Source organism: Roseomonas sp. TAS13 (assembly GCF_001950415.1).
Lineage (GTDB): Bacteria > Pseudomonadota > Alphaproteobacteria > Acetobacterales > Acetobacteraceae > Roseomonas > Roseomonas mucosa.
Map to the genome: position 1 here is coordinate 1 of NZ_BDLP01000056.1, position 17837 is coordinate 17837.

13 protein-coding genes are annotated in these 17837 nt (G+C 68.0%); 2 read left to right on the plus strand and 11 right to left on the minus strand.

Annotation, left to right across the window (positions count from 1 at the left end):
• From ROTAS13_RS07130 to ROTAS13_RS07180, 11 genes are all read right to left on the minus strand, one after another.
• Nucleotides 1–205, minus strand: a 205-nt coding sequence (locus ROTAS13_RS07130; RefSeq protein ID WP_253187643.1) for a GTP-binding protein, incomplete at its 3' end; no start/stop codon positions are given.
• A gap of 30 nt (nucleotides 206–235) precedes the next feature.
• Nucleotides 236–712, minus strand: a complete 477-nt coding sequence (gene rpsG, locus ROTAS13_RS07135; protein ID WP_019462399.1) for a 30S ribosomal protein S7 — start codon at nucleotides 710–712, stop codon at nucleotides 236–238.
• An 11-nt stretch (nucleotides 713–723) separates the two neighbouring features.
• Nucleotides 724–1095: a 30S ribosomal protein S12 gene (rpsL, locus tag ROTAS13_RS07140; RefSeq protein WP_019462398.1), complete on the minus strand. Its 372-nt coding sequence runs from the start codon at nucleotides 1093–1095 to the stop codon at nucleotides 724–726.
• A gap of 305 nt (nucleotides 1096–1400) precedes the next feature.
• A complete protein-coding gene (gene rpoC, locus ROTAS13_RS07145) occupies nucleotides 1401–5612 on the minus strand; it encodes a DNA-directed RNA polymerase subunit beta' (RefSeq protein ID WP_019462397.1) in 4212 nt (1403 codons plus the stop codon).
• A 99-nt stretch (nucleotides 5613–5711) separates the two neighbouring features.
• A complete protein-coding gene (gene rpoB, locus ROTAS13_RS07150) occupies nucleotides 5712–9905 on the minus strand; it encodes a DNA-directed RNA polymerase subunit beta (protein WP_019462396.1) in 4194 nt (1397 codons plus the stop codon).
• Nucleotides 9906–10150: 245 nt separating this feature from the next.
• Nucleotides 10151–10531: a 50S ribosomal protein L7/L12 gene (gene rplL / locus ROTAS13_RS07155; RefSeq protein ID WP_075821934.1), complete on the minus strand. Its 381-nt coding sequence runs from the start codon at nucleotides 10529–10531 to the stop codon at nucleotides 10151–10153.
• A gap of 88 nt (nucleotides 10532–10619) precedes the next feature.
• Nucleotides 10620–11144 (minus strand): 50S ribosomal protein L10, encoded by a 525-nt coding sequence (gene rplJ, locus ROTAS13_RS07160; protein ID WP_026033431.1) that lies wholly within the window; start codon nucleotides 11142–11144, stop codon nucleotides 10620–10622.
• A gap of 291 nt (nucleotides 11145–11435) precedes the next feature.
• Nucleotides 11436–12128, minus strand: a complete 693-nt coding sequence (rplA, locus tag ROTAS13_RS07165; RefSeq protein ID WP_019462393.1) for a 50S ribosomal protein L1 — start codon at nucleotides 12126–12128, stop codon at nucleotides 11436–11438.
• Nucleotides 12129–12132: 4 nt separating this feature from the next.
• Nucleotides 12133–12567, minus strand: a complete 435-nt coding sequence (gene rplK, locus ROTAS13_RS07170) for a 50S ribosomal protein L11 (RefSeq protein WP_019462392.1) — start codon at nucleotides 12565–12567, stop codon at nucleotides 12133–12135.
• A 141-nt stretch (nucleotides 12568–12708) separates the two neighbouring features.
• Entirely contained in the window at nucleotides 12709–13209 is a 501-nt protein-coding gene (locus ROTAS13_RS07175; protein ID WP_019462391.1) for a DUF2062 domain-containing protein, read from the minus strand.
• Between the two features lie 14 nt (nucleotides 13210–13223).
• Nucleotides 13224–15095 (minus strand): ABC transporter ATP-binding protein, encoded by a 1872-nt coding sequence (locus ROTAS13_RS07180; protein WP_139323281.1) that lies wholly within the window; start codon nucleotides 15093–15095, stop codon nucleotides 13224–13226.
• Nucleotides 15096–15451: 356 nt separating this feature from the next.
• On the opposite strand from ROTAS13_RS07180, the gene ROTAS13_RS07185 reads away from it, so the two are divergent.
• Complete coding sequence (locus tag ROTAS13_RS07185; RefSeq protein WP_075821935.1) at nucleotides 15452–16501, plus strand: glycosyltransferase family 4 protein; 1050 nt, start codon at nucleotides 15452–15454, stop codon at nucleotides 16499–16501.
• A 188-nt stretch (nucleotides 16502–16689) separates the two neighbouring features.
• Nucleotides 16690–17837, plus strand: a 1148-nt coding sequence (locus tag ROTAS13_RS07190) for an OmpA family protein (protein ID WP_083755426.1), incomplete at its 3' end; no start/stop codon positions are given.

Consider the following 17837-nt stretch of genomic DNA (forward strand, 5'->3'; position numbering starts at 1 on the left):
CCACATGCGCCGTCGAGATCGTGATCCCGCGCGCACGCTCCTCCGGCGCCTTGTCGATCTGGTCGTACGCCGTGAACGACGCCCCACCAGACTTCGCCAGCACCTTCGTGATCGCCGCCGTCAGCGATGTCTTGCCGTGGTCAACGTGCCCGATCGTGCCGATGTTGCAGTGCGGCTTGTTCCGCTCGAACTTCGCCTTCGCCATGGTCGTGTCTCTCTAAAGATCGGGTGTCTGTTACCAGCGGTAGTGGCTGAAAGCCTTGTTGGCTTCGGCCATCCGGTGGGTGTCCTCACGCTTCTTCACGGCGGCGCCGCGGTTGTTGGCCGCGTCCATCAGCTCGCCGGAGAGGCGCTCCTCCATCGTGCTCTCGCCGCGCTTGCGCGCGGACTCGATCAGCCAGCGGATCGCCAGGGCCTGACGGCGCTCCGGACGAACCTCCACCGGCACCTGGTACGTGGCACCACCGACGCGGCGCGAACGCACCTCGACGGCCGGCTTCACGTTATCCATCGCCTCATGGAACACGCGCAGGGGATCCGCATTGGCGCCGGCGCGGCGCTTCAGCGTGTCCATCGCCGCATAGACGATGCCCTCGGCGGTGCTCTTCTTGCCATCATACATCAGCACGTTCATGAAACGGCTGAGGACGATGTCGCCGAACTTCGGGTCCGGCAGGACTTCGCGCTTTTCTGCGCTGTGACGACGAGACATCTCTCAGCCCCTTACTTCGGACGCTTCGCGCCGTAGAGCGAACGCCGCTGACGACGCTTCGCGATGCCCTGCGTGTCGAGCACGCCGCGCAGGATGTGGTAGCGCACGCCCGGAAGATCCTTCACGCGGCCGCCACGGATCAGGACCACGGAGTGCTCCTGCAGGTTGTGCCCCTCGCCGGGGATGTAGCTCACCACCTCGTAGCCGTTGGTCAGGCGAACCTTCGCCACCTTACGGAGCGCGGAGTTCGGCTTCTTCGGCGTGGTGGTGTAGACGCGAGTGCAAACACCCCGCTTCTGCGGGCAGCCCTGCAGCGCAGGAACCTTGTTGCGGCTCGGCTTCGGCTCGCGCCCCTGGGCGATGAGCTGGTTGATCGTCGGCATGACGCCCCTTCGTGAACCCGTCCCAGTGGCCGCCAGCCCCGCCATGCGAGCGGGCCCGACAGAGCGCGATCCTTCGCACCCCTCGGGCCACCATCCCACCCCCGAACTTCGCCCCCAGCACAGGGCAGCCTCGGCGGCGCAGAGCTGTCGTCCAAGAACAAAACCTTCGAGGCCCGTGAGCCCCGTCGAGGGGCGGAGACCTACCCCTCCCCCCCTCCAGAGTCAAGCAAGAACGCCCCGAAACAGACAGGGCCGGGACCCGAAGGTCCCGGCCCTGCCATGCATGGAACGCGGTTGCCCGGGCCCTACTCGGCCGCTTCCTGGCTCCCGCCCGTCAGAGCCGGAGTCGAGGCCGGCAGGCGCCCCTTGTCCCGCTGCGCGGCCAGCGCCCGCAGCCGGTTCATCACCGAGCCCGTGCCCGCCGGGATCAGCCGGCCGACGATCACGTTCTCCTTCAGGCCCGCCAGGGTATCGACCTTGCCGGCCACCGCCGCCTCGGTCAGCACCCGGGTGGTCTCCTGGAAGGAGGCCGCGGAGATGAAGGAGTTGGTCTGCAGGCTCGCCTTGGTGATGCCCTGCAGCACCGGCTCCGCCCGGGCCGGCCGCTCCTTCGCCCGCAGGCGATGCTCGTTCTCGATATCGAACTCGATCCGGTCCACCTGCTCCCCGATCAGGTAGGTGGTGTCGCCCGGCTCCAGGATCTCGACCTTCTGCAGCATCTGGCGAACGATCACCTCGATGTGCTTGTCGTTGATCTTCACGCCCTGGAGACGATAGACGTCCTGGATCTCGTTCACGAGGTAGTTGGCCAGCGCCTCGACACCCAGCACCCGCAGGATGTCGTGCGGCACGCGGGGGCCGTCCACCAGCGGGTCGCCGGCCTTGACGTAATCGCCCTCCTGCACCGAGACGTGCTTGCCCTTCGGCACCAGGTACTCGCGCTCGATCGGAGCCTCCCCGTCGGGGACGTCCTGCTTCACGATGATCCGGCGCTTCGCCTTGTAATCCTTGCCGAATTCCACCCGGCCGTCGATGTCGCTGATGATCGCGGCATCCTTCGGCCGGCGGGCCTCGAACAGCTCCGCCACGCGCGGCAGGCCGCCCGTGATGTCGCGGGTCTTCGAGGATTCACGCGGCAGGCGGGCGATGACGTCGCCGGCATGCACCGTCGCGCCATTGTCCACCGACAGGATCGTGTCGGGCGAAAGGAAGTAGCGCGCCTCGGCCCCGTTCGGCAGCTTCACCACGCCGCCCTTCTCGTCCTTCAGGATCAGGCGGGGGCGCAGGTCGGCCTTGGAGGAGGCCTTGTAGTCCACCACCACCTTGGAGGAGAGGCCGGTCACCTCGTCCTGCCGCTCGACCAGGGTGATGCCCTCGATCAGGTCGGCATATTCCACGAAACCGGCCCGCTCCGTGATGATCGGCAGGGTGAAGGGGTCCCACTCGGCCAGCTTCTGGCCGCGCTGGACCTGCGCCCCCTCCGCCACCAGGATGCGCGAGCCATAGGGCACGCGGAAGCGCGCCCGCTCGCGGTTCTGGCCGTCCGTGAGCACGATCTCGCAGTTGCGGCTCATCACCACCGGCGCGCCCTGGCTGTTCTCCACCACCGAGAGGTTGGTGATCCGCACCGTGGCGTCGGTCGTGGCCTCCACCGCCGACTGCTCCGCCCCGCGCTGGGCGGCGCCGCCGATGTGGAAGGTACGCATGGTCAGCTGCGTGCCCGGCTCGCCGATCGACTGGGCCGCGATCACACCGACCGCCTCGCCCACGTTCACCGGCGTGCCGCGCGCCAGGTCACGGCCATAGCAGTGGCCGCAGACGCCCGAACGGCTGTCGCAGGTCAGGACGGAGCGGATATAGACCTCCTCCACCCCGGCCTTCTCGATCCGGTCGGCGAGCGCCTCCTCGACCAGCGTGTTCCGCTCGGCCAGAACCTCGCCCGTATCCGGATGCACGATCTCGCGCTGCACCGTCCGGCCCAGGATCCGCTCGGACAGCGAGGAGACGACCTCGCCGCCATCCATCACGGCCCGCACGGTAATGCCGCGCTCGGTCCCGCAATCGATGTCCACGATGATGCAGTCCTGCGCCACGTCCACCAGGCGGCGGGTCAGGTAGCCGGAGTTCGCGGTCTTCAGCGCGGTGTCGGCCAGGCCCTTGCGGGCGCCGTGCGTGGAGTTGAAGTACTCCAGCACCGACAGGCCTTCCTTGAAGTTCGCGATGATCGGCTGCTCGATGATCTCGCCCGAGGGCTTGGCCATCAGGCCGCGCATGCCGGCGAGCTGGCGCATCTGGGCCGGCGAACCGCGGGCACCGGAATGCGACATCATCCAGACCGAGTTGGTCGGCGTGCCGACCTCCTGCTTGGAGATCTCCTTCATCATGGCGCCCGCCACCTCCTCGGTGGCACGCGACCAGGCATCGACCACCTTGTTGTAGCGCTCGCCCGCGGTGATCAGGCCGTCGAGATACTGCTGCTCGAACTCCTTCACCTCGGCCTTGGTGCGGTCGATCATCTCCCCCTTGCTGTCGGGGATGACCATGTCGTCCTTGCCGAAGGAGATGCCCGCCTTGGCCGCGTTGCGGAAGCCCAGGCCCATCAGCCGGTCGGCGAAGATCACGCTCTCCTTCTGGCCGCAATGGCGGTACACCGCGTCGATCACGTCGGAGACGTTCTTCTTCGTCAGCTGACGGTTCACCAGCGCATAGGGCAGGCTGGGATGCAGCGGCAGCAGCGCGCCGATCATCATCCGGCCCGGCGTGGTCACCACCCGCTCCTTCACCACCGACCCGTCCGGGCGCATCGTCTTGCGCCGCGCCAGGATCTTGGTGTGCAGCGTGATGCTGCCGGCCGCCAGGGCCTGCTCCAGCTCGCCCAGGTCGGCGAAGACCGGCGGGCCGGCCTTCGCCAGCCGCCCGTCCGCGTCATACTCGGCCTTGTCGGCCGAGGCACGGAACTCCGGCGTTTCCAGGCTCAGGTAGTAGATGCCGAGCACGATGTCCTGCGACGGCACGATGATCGGCTTGCCGTTGGCGGGGCTGAGGATGTTGTTGGTGGACATCATCAGCACGCGCGCTTCCAGCTGGGCCTCCAGGCTCAGCGGCACGTGCACGGCCATCTGGTCGCCGTCGAAGTCGGCGTTGAAGGCGGTGCAGACCAGCGGGTGCAGCTGGATCGCCTTGCCCTCGACCAGCGTCGGCTCGAAGGCCTGGATGCCCAGGCGGTGCAGCGTCGGCGCCCGGTTCAGCATCACCGGATGCTCGCGGATCACCTCCTCCAGGATGTCCCACACCTCGGGACGCTCCTTCTCCACCATCCGCTTGGCGGCCTTGATGGTGGTGGCGTGGCCGTACTTCTCGAGCTTCGAGTAGATGAAGGGCTTGAACAGCTCCAGCGCCATCTTCTTCGGCAGGCCGCACTGGTGCAGCTTCAGCTCGGGACCCACCACGATCACCGAACGGCCGGAATAGTCGACGCGCTTGCCCAGCAGGTTCTGCCGGAACCGGCCCTGCTTGCCCTTCAGCATGTCGGAGAGCGACTTCAACGGCCGCTTGTTGGCGCCCGTGATCGCCCGCCCGCGCCGGCCGTTGTCGAACAGCGCGTCCACCGCCTCCTGCAGCATGCGCTTCTCGTTGCGCACGATGATGTCGGGGGCGCGCAGCTCGATCAGCCGCTTCAGGCGGTTGTTGCGGTTGATGACGCGGCGGTACAGGTCATTCAGGTCGGAGGTGGCGAAGCGGCCACCGTCCAGCGGCACCAGCGGGCGCAGCTCGGGCGGGATCACCGGCACCACGTCCAGGATCATCCACTCCGGCCGCGCGCCGCCCTCGGCGAAGCTCTCGATCAGCTTCAGCCGCTTGACGTACTTCTTGCGCTTGGCCTCGGAGGAGGTCTCCTTCAGCTCGGCGCGCAGCGTCGCGCTCTCCTTGCCCAGGTCGATGCCGGTCAGCATCTGCTTGACCGCCTCGGCCCCGATGCCGACGGAGAAGGCGTCCTCGCCGAACTCGTCCATCTTGTTCTGGTACTGGTCCTCGGTGAGGAGCTGGTGCAGCTTGAGGTCGGTCAGACCCGGCTCCAGCACCACATAGGACTCGAAGTAGAGGACCTTCTCCAGCTCCTTCAGCGACATGTCGACCATCAGGCCGACGCGCGAGGGCAGCGACTTCATGAACCAGATATGCGCGACCGGCGAGGCCAGCTCGATATGGCCCATGCGCTCGCGGCGCACCTTGGCCAGCGTCACCTCGACGCCGCACTTCTCGCAGATGATGCCGCGGAACTTCATCCGCTTGTACTTGCCGCACAGGCACTCGTAGTCCTTGATCGGACCGAAGATGCGCGCGCAGAACAGCCCGTCCCGCTCGGGCTTGAAGGTACGGTAGTTGATCGTCTCGGGCTTCTTGATCTCGCCATAGGACCAGGAGCGGATCTGCTCCGGCGACGCGATGGTGATCTTGATCTGGTCGAAGCTCACAGCCTGGCCGGTCTGGCCAAGGATCTTCATCAGCTCGTTCATGGGCCTTCCTTCTCGTCCAGCCTGCGGCGGTGGGGGCGCGCCGCCGCGAAATCAGCGGCCGGCCCCGCTGGCGGGGGCCGGCGCGATCCTCTCAGTGGCTCAGTTGCCGCGGTTCTCGAGGTCCACGTTCAGGCCCAGGCTCTTCAGCTCCTTGGTCAGAACGTTGAAGCTCTCGGGGATGCCGGCCTCGAAGCTGTCCTGGTCGCGGACGATCGCCTCATAGACCTTGGTGCGGCCGGACACATCGTCCGACTTCACCGTCAGCATCTCCTGCAGCGTATAGGCGGCGCCATAGGCTTCCAGCGCCCAGACCTCCATCTCGCCGAAGCGCTGGCCGCCGAACTGCGCCTTGCCACCCAGCGGCTGCTGGGTGACGAGCGAGTAGGGGCCGATGGAACGGGCGTGGATCTTGTCGTCCACCAGGTGGTGCAGCTTCAGCATGTAGATGTAGCCGACCGTCGTCTTGCGCTCGAACGGCTCGCCCGAACGCCCGTCGATCAGCTGCATCTGCCCGGAGGTCGGCATCCCCGCCTTCACCAGCATCGTCTCGATGTCGGAGATGCGCGCACCGTCGAAGACCGGCGTCGCGATGGGAATGCCCTTCGACAGGTTGTCGCCGAGCTCGATGAGCTGGTCCTCGGTCATCTCCGCGACCTGCTCGTCGACGATCTCGTCGCCATAGACCTCGCGCAGCTTGGCGACCAGCGCGTCGCGCGCAGCACCCGCCCGGCGATAGTCCTCCACCAGCTCGCCCACCTGGCGGCCCAGGTTGGCGCAGGCCCAGCCCAGATGCGTCTCCAGGATCTGGCCGATGTTCATGCGCGACGGCACGCCCAGCGGGTTCAGCACCAGATCCACCGCGCGTCCATCCTCGAGGAACGGCATGTCCTCGATCGGCACGACGCGGGAGACCACGCCCTTGTTGCCGTGGCGGCCGGCCATCTTGTCGCCCGGCTGCAGCTTCCGCTTCACCGCGACGAAGACCTTGACCATCTTCATCACGCCGGGCGGCAGCTCGTCGCCGCGCTGCAGCTTCTCGACCTTGCTCTCGAAGCGCTTCTGCAGGCGCTCCACGGCGGCGTCGAACTCGCGCTTCAGCGCCTCGATCTCCGCCATCACCGCGTCGTCGGCCACGCCGATCTGGCGCCATGTCACCTTGGCGAACTCGTTCAGCACCTCGTCGGTGATGACCGTGCCCGCCTTGACGCCCCGGAAGCCGCCCGACGCCTTGCGGTTCAGCAGCTTCTCGCGCAGCCGCGAGTGGAACGAACGCTCCTGGATGGCCCGCTCGTCATCGCGGTCCTTGGCCAGCCGCTCGATCTCGGCGCGCTCGATCGCCATGGCGCGCTCGTCCTTGTCCACGCCGCGGCGGGAGAAGACGCGCACGTCCACGATCGTGCCCGAGACACCTGGCGGCAGGCGCAGCGAGGTGTCGCGCACATCGGAGGCCTTCTCGCCGAAGATGGCGCGGAGCAGCTTCTCCTCCGGCGTCATCGGGCTCTCGCCCTTTGGCGTCACCTTGCCGACCAGGATGTCGCCCGGGTTCACCTCGGCACCGACATAGACGATGCCCGCCTCGTCGAGGTTGCGCAGGGCCTCCTCGCCGACATTCGGGATGTCGCGGGTGATCTCCTCCTGGCCCAGCTTGGTGTCGCGGGCCATCACCTCGAACTCGTCGATATGGATCGACGTGAACACGTCGTCCCGCGCGATCCGCTCGGAGATGAGGATCGAGTCCTCGAAGTTGTAGCCGTTCCAGGGCATGAAGGCGCACATGACGTTGCGGCCCAGCGCCAGCTCGCCCAGCTCCGTGGAAGGGCCGTCGGCGATGATGTCGCCCGCCTGCACCCGGTCGCCCACCTTCACCAGCGGGCGCTGGTTGATGCAGGTGCTCTGGTTGGAACGCTGGAACTTCCGCAGGCGGTAGATGTCCACACCCTTGGTCGTGCCGTCCTCGGCCGTCGCCCGCACCACGATGCGCGCGCCGTCGATGCTGTCGATGACGCCGTCGCGCCGGGCCACGATGGTCGCGCCGGAATCCCGCGCCACCGCGGCCTCCATGCCCGTGCCCACCAGCGGCGCGTCCGACTTCACCAGCGGCACCGCCTGCCGCATCATGTTCGAGCCCATGAGCGCGCGGTTGGCGTCGTCGTTCTCCAGGAACGGGATCAGCGCCGCGGCCACCGAGACGAGCTGCTTCGGCGACACGTCGATCGCCGTCACCTCCTCGGGCTTCACCAGCCGGAAGTCGCCGCTCTGGCGCACGCTCACCAGCTCGGAGCGGAACTCGCCCGTGTCACGGTCCACCTCGGCATCCGCCTGGGCGACCACGAGCTTCTCCTCCTCCATGGCGGAGAGGTAGCGCGGCTCGCCGACGATCTTGCCGTCCTGCACCATCTGGTACGGCGTCTCGATGAAGCCGTACTTGTTCACCTTGGCGAAGGTGGCGAGGCTGTTGATCAGGCCGATATTCGGGCCTTCCGGCGTCTCGATCGGGCAGATGCGGCCGTAATGCGTCGGGTGCACGTCGCGCACCTCGAAGCCCGCGCGCTCGCGCGTCAGGCCGCCCGGGCCAAGCGCGCTCAGGCGGCGCTTGTGCGTCACCTCGGAGAGCGGGTTGGTCTGGTCCATGAACTGCGACAGCTGCGAGGAGCCGAAGAACTCCCGCACCGCCGCCGCCGCCGGCTTCGCGTTGATCAGGTCGTGCGGCATCACGGTGTCGATGTCGACCGACCCCATCCGCTCCTTGATCGCGCGCTCCATCCGCAGCAGGCCGACGCGGTACTGGTTCTCCATCAGCTCGCCGACCGAACGCACCCGGCGGTTGCCGAGGTTGTCGATGTCGTCGATCTGGCCCTTGCCGTCCTTCAGCTCCAGCAGGGTCTTCAGCGTCGCCAGGATGTCCTGCTTGCGCAGCGTCCGCTGCGTGTCGGGCACGTCCTGCAGGCTGAAGCCCAGGCGCATGTTCATCTTCACCCGGCCCACGGCCGAGAGGTCATAGCGCTCCGGATCGAAGAACAGGCCACGGAACAGCGCCTCGGCCGTCTCCGGCGTCGGCGGCTCGCCCGGCCGCATGACGCGATAGATGTCCATCAGCGCCTCGTCGCGGTTGGTGGCCTTGTCCACCGCGATCGTGTTGCGCATCCAGGGGCCGACCTGCTGGTCGATGGCCAGCGTCGGCAGGCTGTCATAGCCCGCATCCTCGATGGCGGTCAGCTTCGCCTCGGTCAGCTCCTCGCCGGCCTCGCCATGGATCTCGCCGGTGTTGAGGTCCACCAAGTCATCGGACAGGAAGCGGCCGATCAGGTCCACCCGGCCGACCAGGACCTCCCTGGTCCCCTCCTCGGCGATCTTGCGGGCCAGGCGCGGCGTCATCTTGGTGTCGCGCGTCGCGACCGTCTTGCCGCTGTCGGCGTCGACCAGATCCTCCAGCAGCTTCACGCCGCGGAAGCTCTCCGGCACGAAGGGACGCGACCAGCCCTTGGGGCCGCGCGTGAACACCACCTTGCCGTAGAAGGTGCCGAGGATCTCCTCGGCATCCATGCCCCGCACCTCGGAAGAGTCGAGGTCGCCCTGCCGCTCGGCCCGCAGCGCCTCGGTGCGCGAGGAATCCAGCGCATAGAGCAGCGTCGAGGCCGGCAGCTTGCGCTTCCGGTCGATGCGGACATAGCAGATGTCCTTGGCATCAAACTCGAAGTCGAGCCAGGAGCCGCGATAGGGGATCACGCGCGCGGCGAAGAGGTACTTGCCGCTGGAATGCGTCTTGCCCTTGTCATGGTCGAAGAAGACGCCCGGCGAACGGTGCATCTGCGAGACGATGACGCGCTCGGTGCCGTTGATGATGAAGGTGCCGTTGTCCGTCATGAGCGGCATGTCGCCCATGTAGACATCCTGCTCCTTGATGTCGCGGACGGAGCGGGAACCGGTGTCCTCGTCGATGTCCCAGACGATCAGGCGCAGGCGGACCTTCAGCGGCGCGGCAAAGGTCAGGCCGCGCTGCATGCACTCCTCGACATCGTATTTCGGCTCCTCGAGCTCGTACTGCACGAACTCCAGCCGGCCGCGCCCCGCGAAATCGTCGATCGGGAACACGGACTTGAACACTTCCTGCAGCCCGGCCTGGCTCCGGACATCCGGGTCCACGCCCATCTGGAGGAAGGCCTCGTAGGAGGCCCGCTGCACGTCGATCAGGTTCGGCATCGGCGCCACTTCGGGCAGCCGCCCGAAGGATTTGCGGATGCGCTTCCGGCCAGTCAGCCCCTTGCCCCCGAACGACTTTGCGATAGCGTTCATGCGCGCCCTGCTTCCTTCTGTCTCCGGCCGGGGCCAAGGTGGCGTCCTGGGACGCCCCCTCCCCCCGGCCGGGGTGCACCTGTGTCGTGCCCCGCGTTTGCCAGGACCAGCCCGCGACAGGGACTGGTCCAGGGAAACGCAGGCAAGGGCGGGACTCCGACTGTCTTCGGAATTCCGCCCCTACCGCTCAAATACTCAGTCCGCCGCCGGCACCGTAGCCCCGGCAGCGTGCCGGTTGAAAGGTCTTACTTGACCTCAACCTTGGCACCGTTCTCCTCGAGCACCTTCTTGATCTTCTCGGCCTCGTCCTTGGACGCGGCCTCCTTGATCACCTTCGGCGCGCCCTCGACCAGATCCTTGGCCTCCTTCAGGCCGAGACCGGTGATCGTGCGGATCTCCTTGATGACGTTGATCTTCTTGTCGCCGGCGGAGGCCAGGGTCACGGTGAACTCGGTCTGCTCCTCGGCAGGGGCGGCAGCGGCGCCACCAACGGCCGGGGCGGCAGCCACGGCAACCGGCGCAGCGGCGGAAACGCCCCACTTCTCCTCGAGCATCTTGGAAAGCTCAGCGGCCTCGAGAACCGTGAGGGTCGACAGCTCGTCAACCAGCTTGGCGAGATCAGCCATATTCGTATGTCCTTCGATCTAGTGGCTTGGCTTGGTCTTTGCAAGACCCGCCCGGCGCCCTTGCGGCAACCGGACAGGCCGGTACGCGTTAGGCGGCTTCCGCCTCGTCCTTCTTGGCATACGCCCCGAACACCCGCGCCAGCTGCCCGGCCGGAGCCTGCAGCACGCCTGCGATGCGCGTCGCCGGGGTCTGGATGAGACCCACGAGCTGCGCACGCAGCGTTTCCAGGGAGGGCAGCTCGGCCAGTGCCTTGACCCCGTCCAGGGCCAGGGTCTGCGTGCCGAGGGCACCACCCAGGATCACGAACTTATCGTTCGTCTTGGCGAATTCCACGGCGGTCTTCGCCACGGCCACCGGGTCCTTCGACCACGCAAGCGCGGTCGGACCCTTCAGCAGCGGCTGGATGCCCTGGAAGCGGGTTCCGTCGAGGGCGAGGCCGGCCAGGCGGTTCTTCGCGACCTTGTAGGTCGCGCCCGCACCGCGCATGCGACGCCGCAGCTCGCTCACCTCGGCCACGGTCATGCCCTTGTTCTGGGCGACCAGGACGAAGGAGGTCTCGGCGAACACGCCGGCGAGGGTCGCGACGAACTCGCGCTTCTCCGTACGGTCCAACTCCGTCTCCAAACGAAAGCCGGAAAGCCTTTTGGAAGGGCTCCGGCGGTTCACGCGAGGGCACGGCACCCGCCGCACCCTCTTCGCCTGCCAGTAAGCCGGAAAGCCAAGCCGAGCCTTGCCCGGTGCCCTCGGGCCCCGGGAAACAGATCGATTTGACGCCCCGTCTACCGTTGGCGCGGCCTGGCCGCATCAAGGCCCGGATGGGCCACCTACGGTTTCCGACAGGTTCGGGCGGGTCCCGAAGGCCCCGCCCTGTCCGCCCTCCCCTTCGAGAGGAAGGCGTATCTCTTAGGCGGAGGCCAGCGAGGCCACGTCCACCTTCAGGCCCGGGCCCATGGAGGAGCTCAGGGCGACCTTCCTCACATAGGTTCCCTTGGCACCCGTCGGACGGGCCTTCTGGATCGCATCGATGAAGGCGCGCGCGTTCTCCAGCAGCTTGCCCTCCTCGAAGGAGGCCTTGCCGATGCCGGCATGCACGATGCCGGCCTTCTCGGCGCGGAACTCCACCTGGCCCGCCTTGGCCGCCGTCACGGCGCCCTTGACGTCCATGGTCACGGTGCCGAGCTTCGGGTTCGGCATCAGGCCGCGCGGGCCCAGGATCTTACCCAGGCGCCCCACCAGGGCCATCATGTCCGGGGTCGCGATGCAGCGGTCGAAATTGATGTTGCCCGCCTGCACCTGCTCGGCCAGGTCCTCGGCGCCCACCACGTCCGCACCGGCCGCCTGGGCCTCCTCGGCCTTGGGACCGCGGGCGAAGACACCCACGCGCACCGTCTTGCCGGTGCCGTTCGGCAGGCCGACCACACCACGGACCATCTGGTCCGCATGGCGCGGGTCGATGCCCAGGTTCATCGAGATCTCGACGGTCTCGTCGAACTTGGCGGTCGCATTCGCCTTGGCGAGGCGGATCGCCTCCTCCAGCGCGTAGGACTTCTCGAGGTCCAGACCCTCGACGAGCTTCTTCAGACGCTTGCCGGCCATCGGTTCAGCCCTCCGCCACGATCATGCCCATGGAACGGGCGGAACCGGCGAGCATGCTCACCGCGGCCTCCACGTCCTGGCAGTTCATGTCCTTCATCTTCACCGCCGCGATCTCGCGCAGCTGCGACTTGGTCACGCGGCCCACCGCGCCACCCTTGCCGGGAGTCTGCGAGCCCTTGTCCAGCTTCGCCGCCTTCAGCAGGAAGTAGGTGTTGGGCGGGGTCTTCGTGATGAAGGAGAAGGTGCGGTCGGAATACGCGGTGATGACGACCGGCGTCGGGGTGCCGGGCTCCATCTGCTGCGTCGCCGCGTTGAACTCCTTGACGAACTGCATGATGTTCAGGCCGCGCTGACCCAGCGCGGGGCCGACCGGCGGCGACGGGTTCGCCTTGCCGGCCGGGATCTGCAGCTTGATGTAGCCGACGATCTTCTTAGCCATGATACTCCATCCCCAGGAACCGGGGGCGCGCGGTAGGGCGGCCCATGGCTGGGCCTCCCGCGTCCATCGGTGCGAGTGAGGGGCGGCCTCTACACCCGCCCGCGCGCCCTGTCCATTGCCGAATCCATCCGGCGACGCAGGTCAGCCCCGCGATACGGCTCCAGCGCCCTGGGCCGCCGCCCGGCGCAACAGCACCCGGCGCGCCACGAACCAAGCGGCCAGCCCGACCGGAATGCCGATCAGCACGCCGCCCACCAGCAGTTCCTCCAAGGCGGGCAGCCCCAGTTCCAGCCAGTGGCCGAGCCGCAGGTGTCCGGCAAAGCCGGGGGAATGCACCGGGGAGTGGACCTCACGTTGCAGCACGAAGCGGCCCAGCGCGAATTCCGTCGGGATCAGCAGGGCATGGGTCAGCGGGTTGCCCAGCAGCACGCAGGTCGCCCCCGCCGCTGCCATGCTGCCCCGCAGCAGGAACCCCAGCACGGCCGCCAGCACGAGATGCAGCCCGAAGGCGGGCAACATGGCCGCGAAGGCTCCGGCTCCGATCCCCCGGGCCACCCTGCCCGGCCCGCCCGGGGAGGAAAGGATCTTCTCCCATCCCTCCTCCATCCGATGGCGCAGGCTCCGCAGGCGGGCGCCGATCATCGCCACACCCAGCCTCAGGCCGCGGCGCTGACCTTCTCGGCCGGCGCCCCCGCGGCCAGCATGCCCTGGGTGGTCAGCAGGTCGCGGTAGATGCCCGCCTGCCGCGCCAGCACGTCCGGCGCGCCATGCTCGACCACCTTGCCGGCATCCATGACCACGATCCGGTCGAAATTCTGCAGCGTCGCCAGCCGGTGCGCCACGGCGATCACCGTCCGCCCCTGCATCAGCCGCTCCAGCGCGGTCTGCACCGCCACCTCGGACTCGCTGTCCAGCGCGGAGGTCGCCTCGTCCAGCAACAGGATCGGCGCGTCCTTCAGCAACGCCCGGGCGATCGCCAGCCGCTGCCTCTGCCCGCCGGACAGCCGCACGCCCCGCTGGCCGACCTCGGTGCCGAAGCCCTCCGGCAGCGCCTCGATGAAGTCCCGGCAATTGGCCGCCTCGGCCGCCGCCAGCACCTCCTCGTCCGTCGCCTCCGGCTTGCCGTAGCGGATGTTCTCCAGGATCGAGCGCTGGAACAGCGACACGTCCTGCGGCACCACCGCGATGGCGTCGGACAGGCTCTTCTGCGTCACCGCCCCGATCTCCTGCCCGTCGATCAGCACCTGCCCGCCCTGCGCCTTGGTGAAGCGCTGCAACAGCGTCAGCACGGTGGACTTGCCGGCGCCCGAGCGCCCGACCAGCCCGATCCGCTCGCCCGGCTGGATGGCGAGGTCGAAGCCCCGCAGCACCGGCCCGCGCCCCGGATAGGAGAAGCGCACGTCGTGGAAGTCGATCCGCCCGCCGCGCACCCGCAGCGGCCCTGCATCCTTGGCATCCGGCAGGGCATGCGGCACCAGCAGGGTGGACACCGCCTCGGACAGCCGCGCCACGTGCTGGGTCATCTCCACCAGAGCCACCGCCAGGTCGCGCGTCCCGTGCAGGATGGTGAAGCCCAGCGAGCAGATCATCACCACATCGCCCGTGCTGGCCCGCCCGGCCTGCCACAGGCTGATCGCCCAGAACAACAGCCCGATGGTCAGCGCCGCGGTCATCACCGCATGGGCCAGCCGCAGCTTCTCGATGTAGCGCAGGCTGCGCTTGCGGGCGTTCACCTCGCTCTGCACCTGCCGGGCGAAGCGCGCCCTTTCCCGCAGGATGGAGCCGAAGGCCCGCACGATGTTCATGTTCTGCACGACATCGACCAGCTCGCCATCCACGGCGGCGGCCTTCTCGGCATAGTCCATGTGCAGCGGCCTGCCCTTCGCCGCTAGCCGCGTCAGCAGATAGGCCATCCCGCCGGCGATGCTCACGATCACCAGCGCCATGGACACGTCCACGCTGGCCAGCAGGGCGATCGAGAAGATCACCGCGATGGTCGGCGGCAGCGTGTTCCACGTGAAGGTGGAGATCACCGTCCAGGCGGCGTTCGAGGTCGCGCTGATCCGGCTGGCCAGTACGCCCGGCGAACGGTCCACGAAATAATCCGGTGCATGGCCGGAGAGGTGGCGGAACAGGTCGCTCCGCAGGTCCCCCGTCACCCCCGTGAAGGCGGTGGTGGAGATCCAGCCGCCCACCCGCCACAGCAGGTTGTCGGCGGCGATCACCGCGCCCAGCATCGCCAGCGCCACCCAGACCGCCGCCATGGCGGCGGGCCCGCCGGACATTGCGTCCACCAGTCCCTTCATGGCGTATTGCGTGCCCACGGAACAGGCCACGGCCAGCACCACCGAGAGCAGCACCATGGCATGCGCCGGCCCGCGTTTCCGGATGTAGCGGAACAGAAAGCCCATGGGCCGGGTCTGGTAGCGCAGCAGCGCCTCCGTTCCCTCCGCCTCGGCCTCCGCGGAGGGCCCCGGAAAGGTGCCCCGGGGCGCCTGCATGTTCTTGATGACTCGGAGATCGGCCATGAAGCCTCCCTTCCCGAAACGGGTCACGACACCGTGTCTCGGACCCCGTCCTCCCTGCCCGCGGTTCGGGGCACCCGGAGCAACGGGAACCCCGCCAGCGGATCGTGGTGTGAAACTAACAACGCTGAGTTCAGCCCTGGTTTCTGGCGGAGTTTTGGTACGGCTGCCCCATTCCGGTCACAGTTAAATCGTTGGTGGGGTCAGGTCCTGCCCGGGCAGCGGCGCGGAGGGGACCATCCGGGCGGGAGCCACCACGAAAGCCCCCCGAAAAACCCCCGAAATGGACACAAACGGGGGGCAGTCCGGGATCCGGAAGGGAGGATGTCCCTGAAGCCACGAGAAGGAGAGCCACCGGAATGCGTATCGCGCAGATCGCCCCGTTGTACGAAGCCGTTCCGCCGAAGCGCTATGGTGGCACGGAGCGTGTCGTCTCGTTCCTGACCGAGGAACTGGTGGCCCTGGGCCATGACGTGACGCTCTTCGCCAGCGGCGATTCCCAGACCAGCGCCACGCTTGTCCCCATGCGGCCCCAGGCCCTGCGCCTCGATCCCTCGGTCCGCGACCCCATGGCCCCCCATGCCCTGATGCTGGAACAGGTCCTGCGCCGCGCCCATGAGTTCGACCTGCTGCACTTCCACCTGGACTACCTGCCCTTCTCCCTGTTCAGCCGGCAGGAGGTGCCCTGGGGGACGACCCTGCACGGCCGCCTCGACCTGCCGGAGCTGGGCCCGATCTTCGACGCCTTCCCGGACGCGCCGGTGGTCTCGATCTCCGACTCTCAGCGTGCCCCGCTGCCCCAGGCCGGCTGGGCCGCCACCATCCACCACGGCCTGCCGAAGGACCTGCTCACCCCACGTGACGCGGAGCCCGGCTACCTCGCCTTCCTCGGCCGCATCGCGCCGGAGAAGCGCCCGGACCGCGCCATCCGCATCGCCGCCGAAGCCGGCCTGCCGCTGAAGATCGCCGCCAAGGTCGACAAGGCCGACGCGGAATACTATGCGCAGCACATCGAGCCCCTGGTCGCCCAGGTGCATGTCGAGTTCATCGGCGAGATCTGTGACGGGCAGAAGCCGGACTTCCTGTCCGGCGCCCGGGCGCTCCTCGTCCCGATCGACTGGCCCGAGCCCTTCGGCCTGGTGATGATCGAGGCCATGGCCTGCGGCACCCCCGTCATCGCCTACAACCACGGCTCCGTGCCGGAGGTGATCGAGGACGGGGTCACCGGCTTCATCGTCCAGAACGAGGAAGAGGCCGTCGCCGCCATCCGGCGTCTGCCGGAGCTCTCCCGCGCGCGAATCCGCCGTCGCTTCGAGGAGCGCTTTACCGCCCGCCGCATGGCGGAGGACTATGTCAGCCTCTACCAGAGCCTGGCCCGCACCGCGCGCCCCCTCCTGCGCGTGGTCTGAACGGTCCCGGAACACCTTCCCCGTCGGGGAAGGTGTTCCCCGAAAGCATCACTCCTCCGTGACAGATGCCCGGCGGGTCGTTTCCTTAACGCTTTCTATCAAGGCGTGTATTTCAAAGACACATCCCTTCATGGTTGTAATTGCCGCATCACAACCAACCAGTGGCTATGCCGCTGAAGGGAGCCTTCATGGCCTTCTGGCGACGTCTTCTATGCTCGACGCTTTTCCTGGCCCCCGGCGCCGCCCTGGCGCAGCCCGTAACCGGCCTCTATCTGGGCGGCGCCGCCGGCCTGAACTTCCATGACCCCAACAGCGGCAATATCGGCGGCGCAATCGGCCGCACCCTGGCCCAGAGCGGCCTGTCGCGCGAGATCCGCACGGATTTCAACCTGGGCTGGGCCGGGCTGGGCAGCGTCGGCTGGGGCTTCGGCAATGGGCTGCGGCTGGAGATCGAGGGCAACTACCGCTCCAACGAACTCGACCGCTACACGATCGCCGGCTACCGCCTGCCGCGCGCCAAGGGCAGCGCCGATACCTACGGCATCATGGCGAATGCCTATTACGATTTCGACCTGAGCAGCTACGGCATCTCGTCCAGCGCCCTGATGCCCTATATCGGCGTCGGCGTCGGCTATGCCTGGACCAGCCATCGCGGCCTGTCCGGCTCCATCGACGCCACGGCGCCCGCCGGGCTGGCGGACCGCGTCGTCAGCCGTGTCAACAGCGAGCTGCAAAGCCGCTTCCTCGCCAACCTGACGGCGGAACAGCGGGCGCAGCTGCCGGCCAACGCCATCCCCCAGATCAACCTCAACACCAGCGACCTGAATGCCAGGGCCCAGGTCCGCAGCGACGACACGGATGGCGACTTCGCCTACCAGGCCATGGCCGGCCTGGCCTTCCCGGTCCGCGCCGTGCCCGGCCTCGCCGTGACGGCCGAGTACCGCTTCTTCGGCACGCTCTCGAACAGGCTCTCCACCACCGTCACAGCCAGCGCGGCCGGCCGTTCGATCGACCGCACCTACGACATCAAGTACGACAACTTCAACCACTCCGCGATGCTGGGCCTGCGCTACGCGCTGTGGACCCCGCCGGCGCCCGTGGCCGCCTTGGCCCCCACCCCGGCGCCGACCCAGACCGCCGCCCGCACCTACCTCGTGTTCTTCGACTGGGACCGTTACAACCTGACGGACCGTGCCCGGCAGATCATCGCCGAGGCGGCGCAGAACGCGCGTAGCACGGGTTCGACCCGCATCGAGGTGGCCGGCCACGCCGACCGCTCCGGCACGCCGCAGTACAACATGGGCCTGTCGCGCCGCCGCGCCGACGCCGTGGCCGC

Bases quoted from the DNA above. Each gene is read 5' to 3' on its own strand.
- rpsG (WP_019462399.1), bottom strand. From the start codon at position 712: ATGTCTCGTCGTCACAGCGCAGAAAAGCGCGAAGTCCTGCCGGACCCG.
- rpsL (WP_019462398.1), bottom strand. From the start codon at position 1,095: ATGCCGACGATCAACCAGCTCATCGCCCAGGGGCGCGAGCCGAAGCCG.
- rpoC (WP_019462397.1), bottom strand. From the start codon at position 5,612: ATGAACGAGCTGATGAAGATCCTTGGCCAGACCGGCCAGGCTGTGAGC.
- rpoB (WP_019462396.1), bottom strand. From the start codon at position 9,905: ATGAACGCTATCGCAAAGTCGTTCGGGGGCAAGGGGCTGACTGGCCGG.
- rplL (WP_075821934.1), bottom strand. From the start codon at position 10,531: ATGGCTGATCTCGCCAAGCTGGTTGACGAGCTGTCGACCCTCACGGTT.
- rplA (WP_019462393.1), bottom strand. From the start codon at position 12,128: ATGGCCGGCAAGCGTCTGAAGAAGCTCGTCGAGGGTCTGGACCTCGAG.
- rplK (WP_019462392.1), bottom strand. From the start codon at position 12,567: ATGGCTAAGAAGATCGTCGGCTACATCAAGCTGCAGATCCCGGCCGGC.
- ROTAS13_RS07175 (WP_019462391.1), bottom strand. From the start codon at position 13,209: ATGATCGGCGCCCGCCTGCGGAGCCTGCGCCATCGGATGGAGGAGGGA.
- ROTAS13_RS07180 (WP_139323281.1), bottom strand. From the start codon at position 15,095: ATGGCCGATCTCCGAGTCATCAAGAACATGCAGGCGCCCCGGGGCACC.
- ROTAS13_RS07185 (WP_075821935.1), top strand. From the start codon at position 15,452: ATGCGTATCGCGCAGATCGCCCCGTTGTACGAAGCCGTTCCGCCGAAG.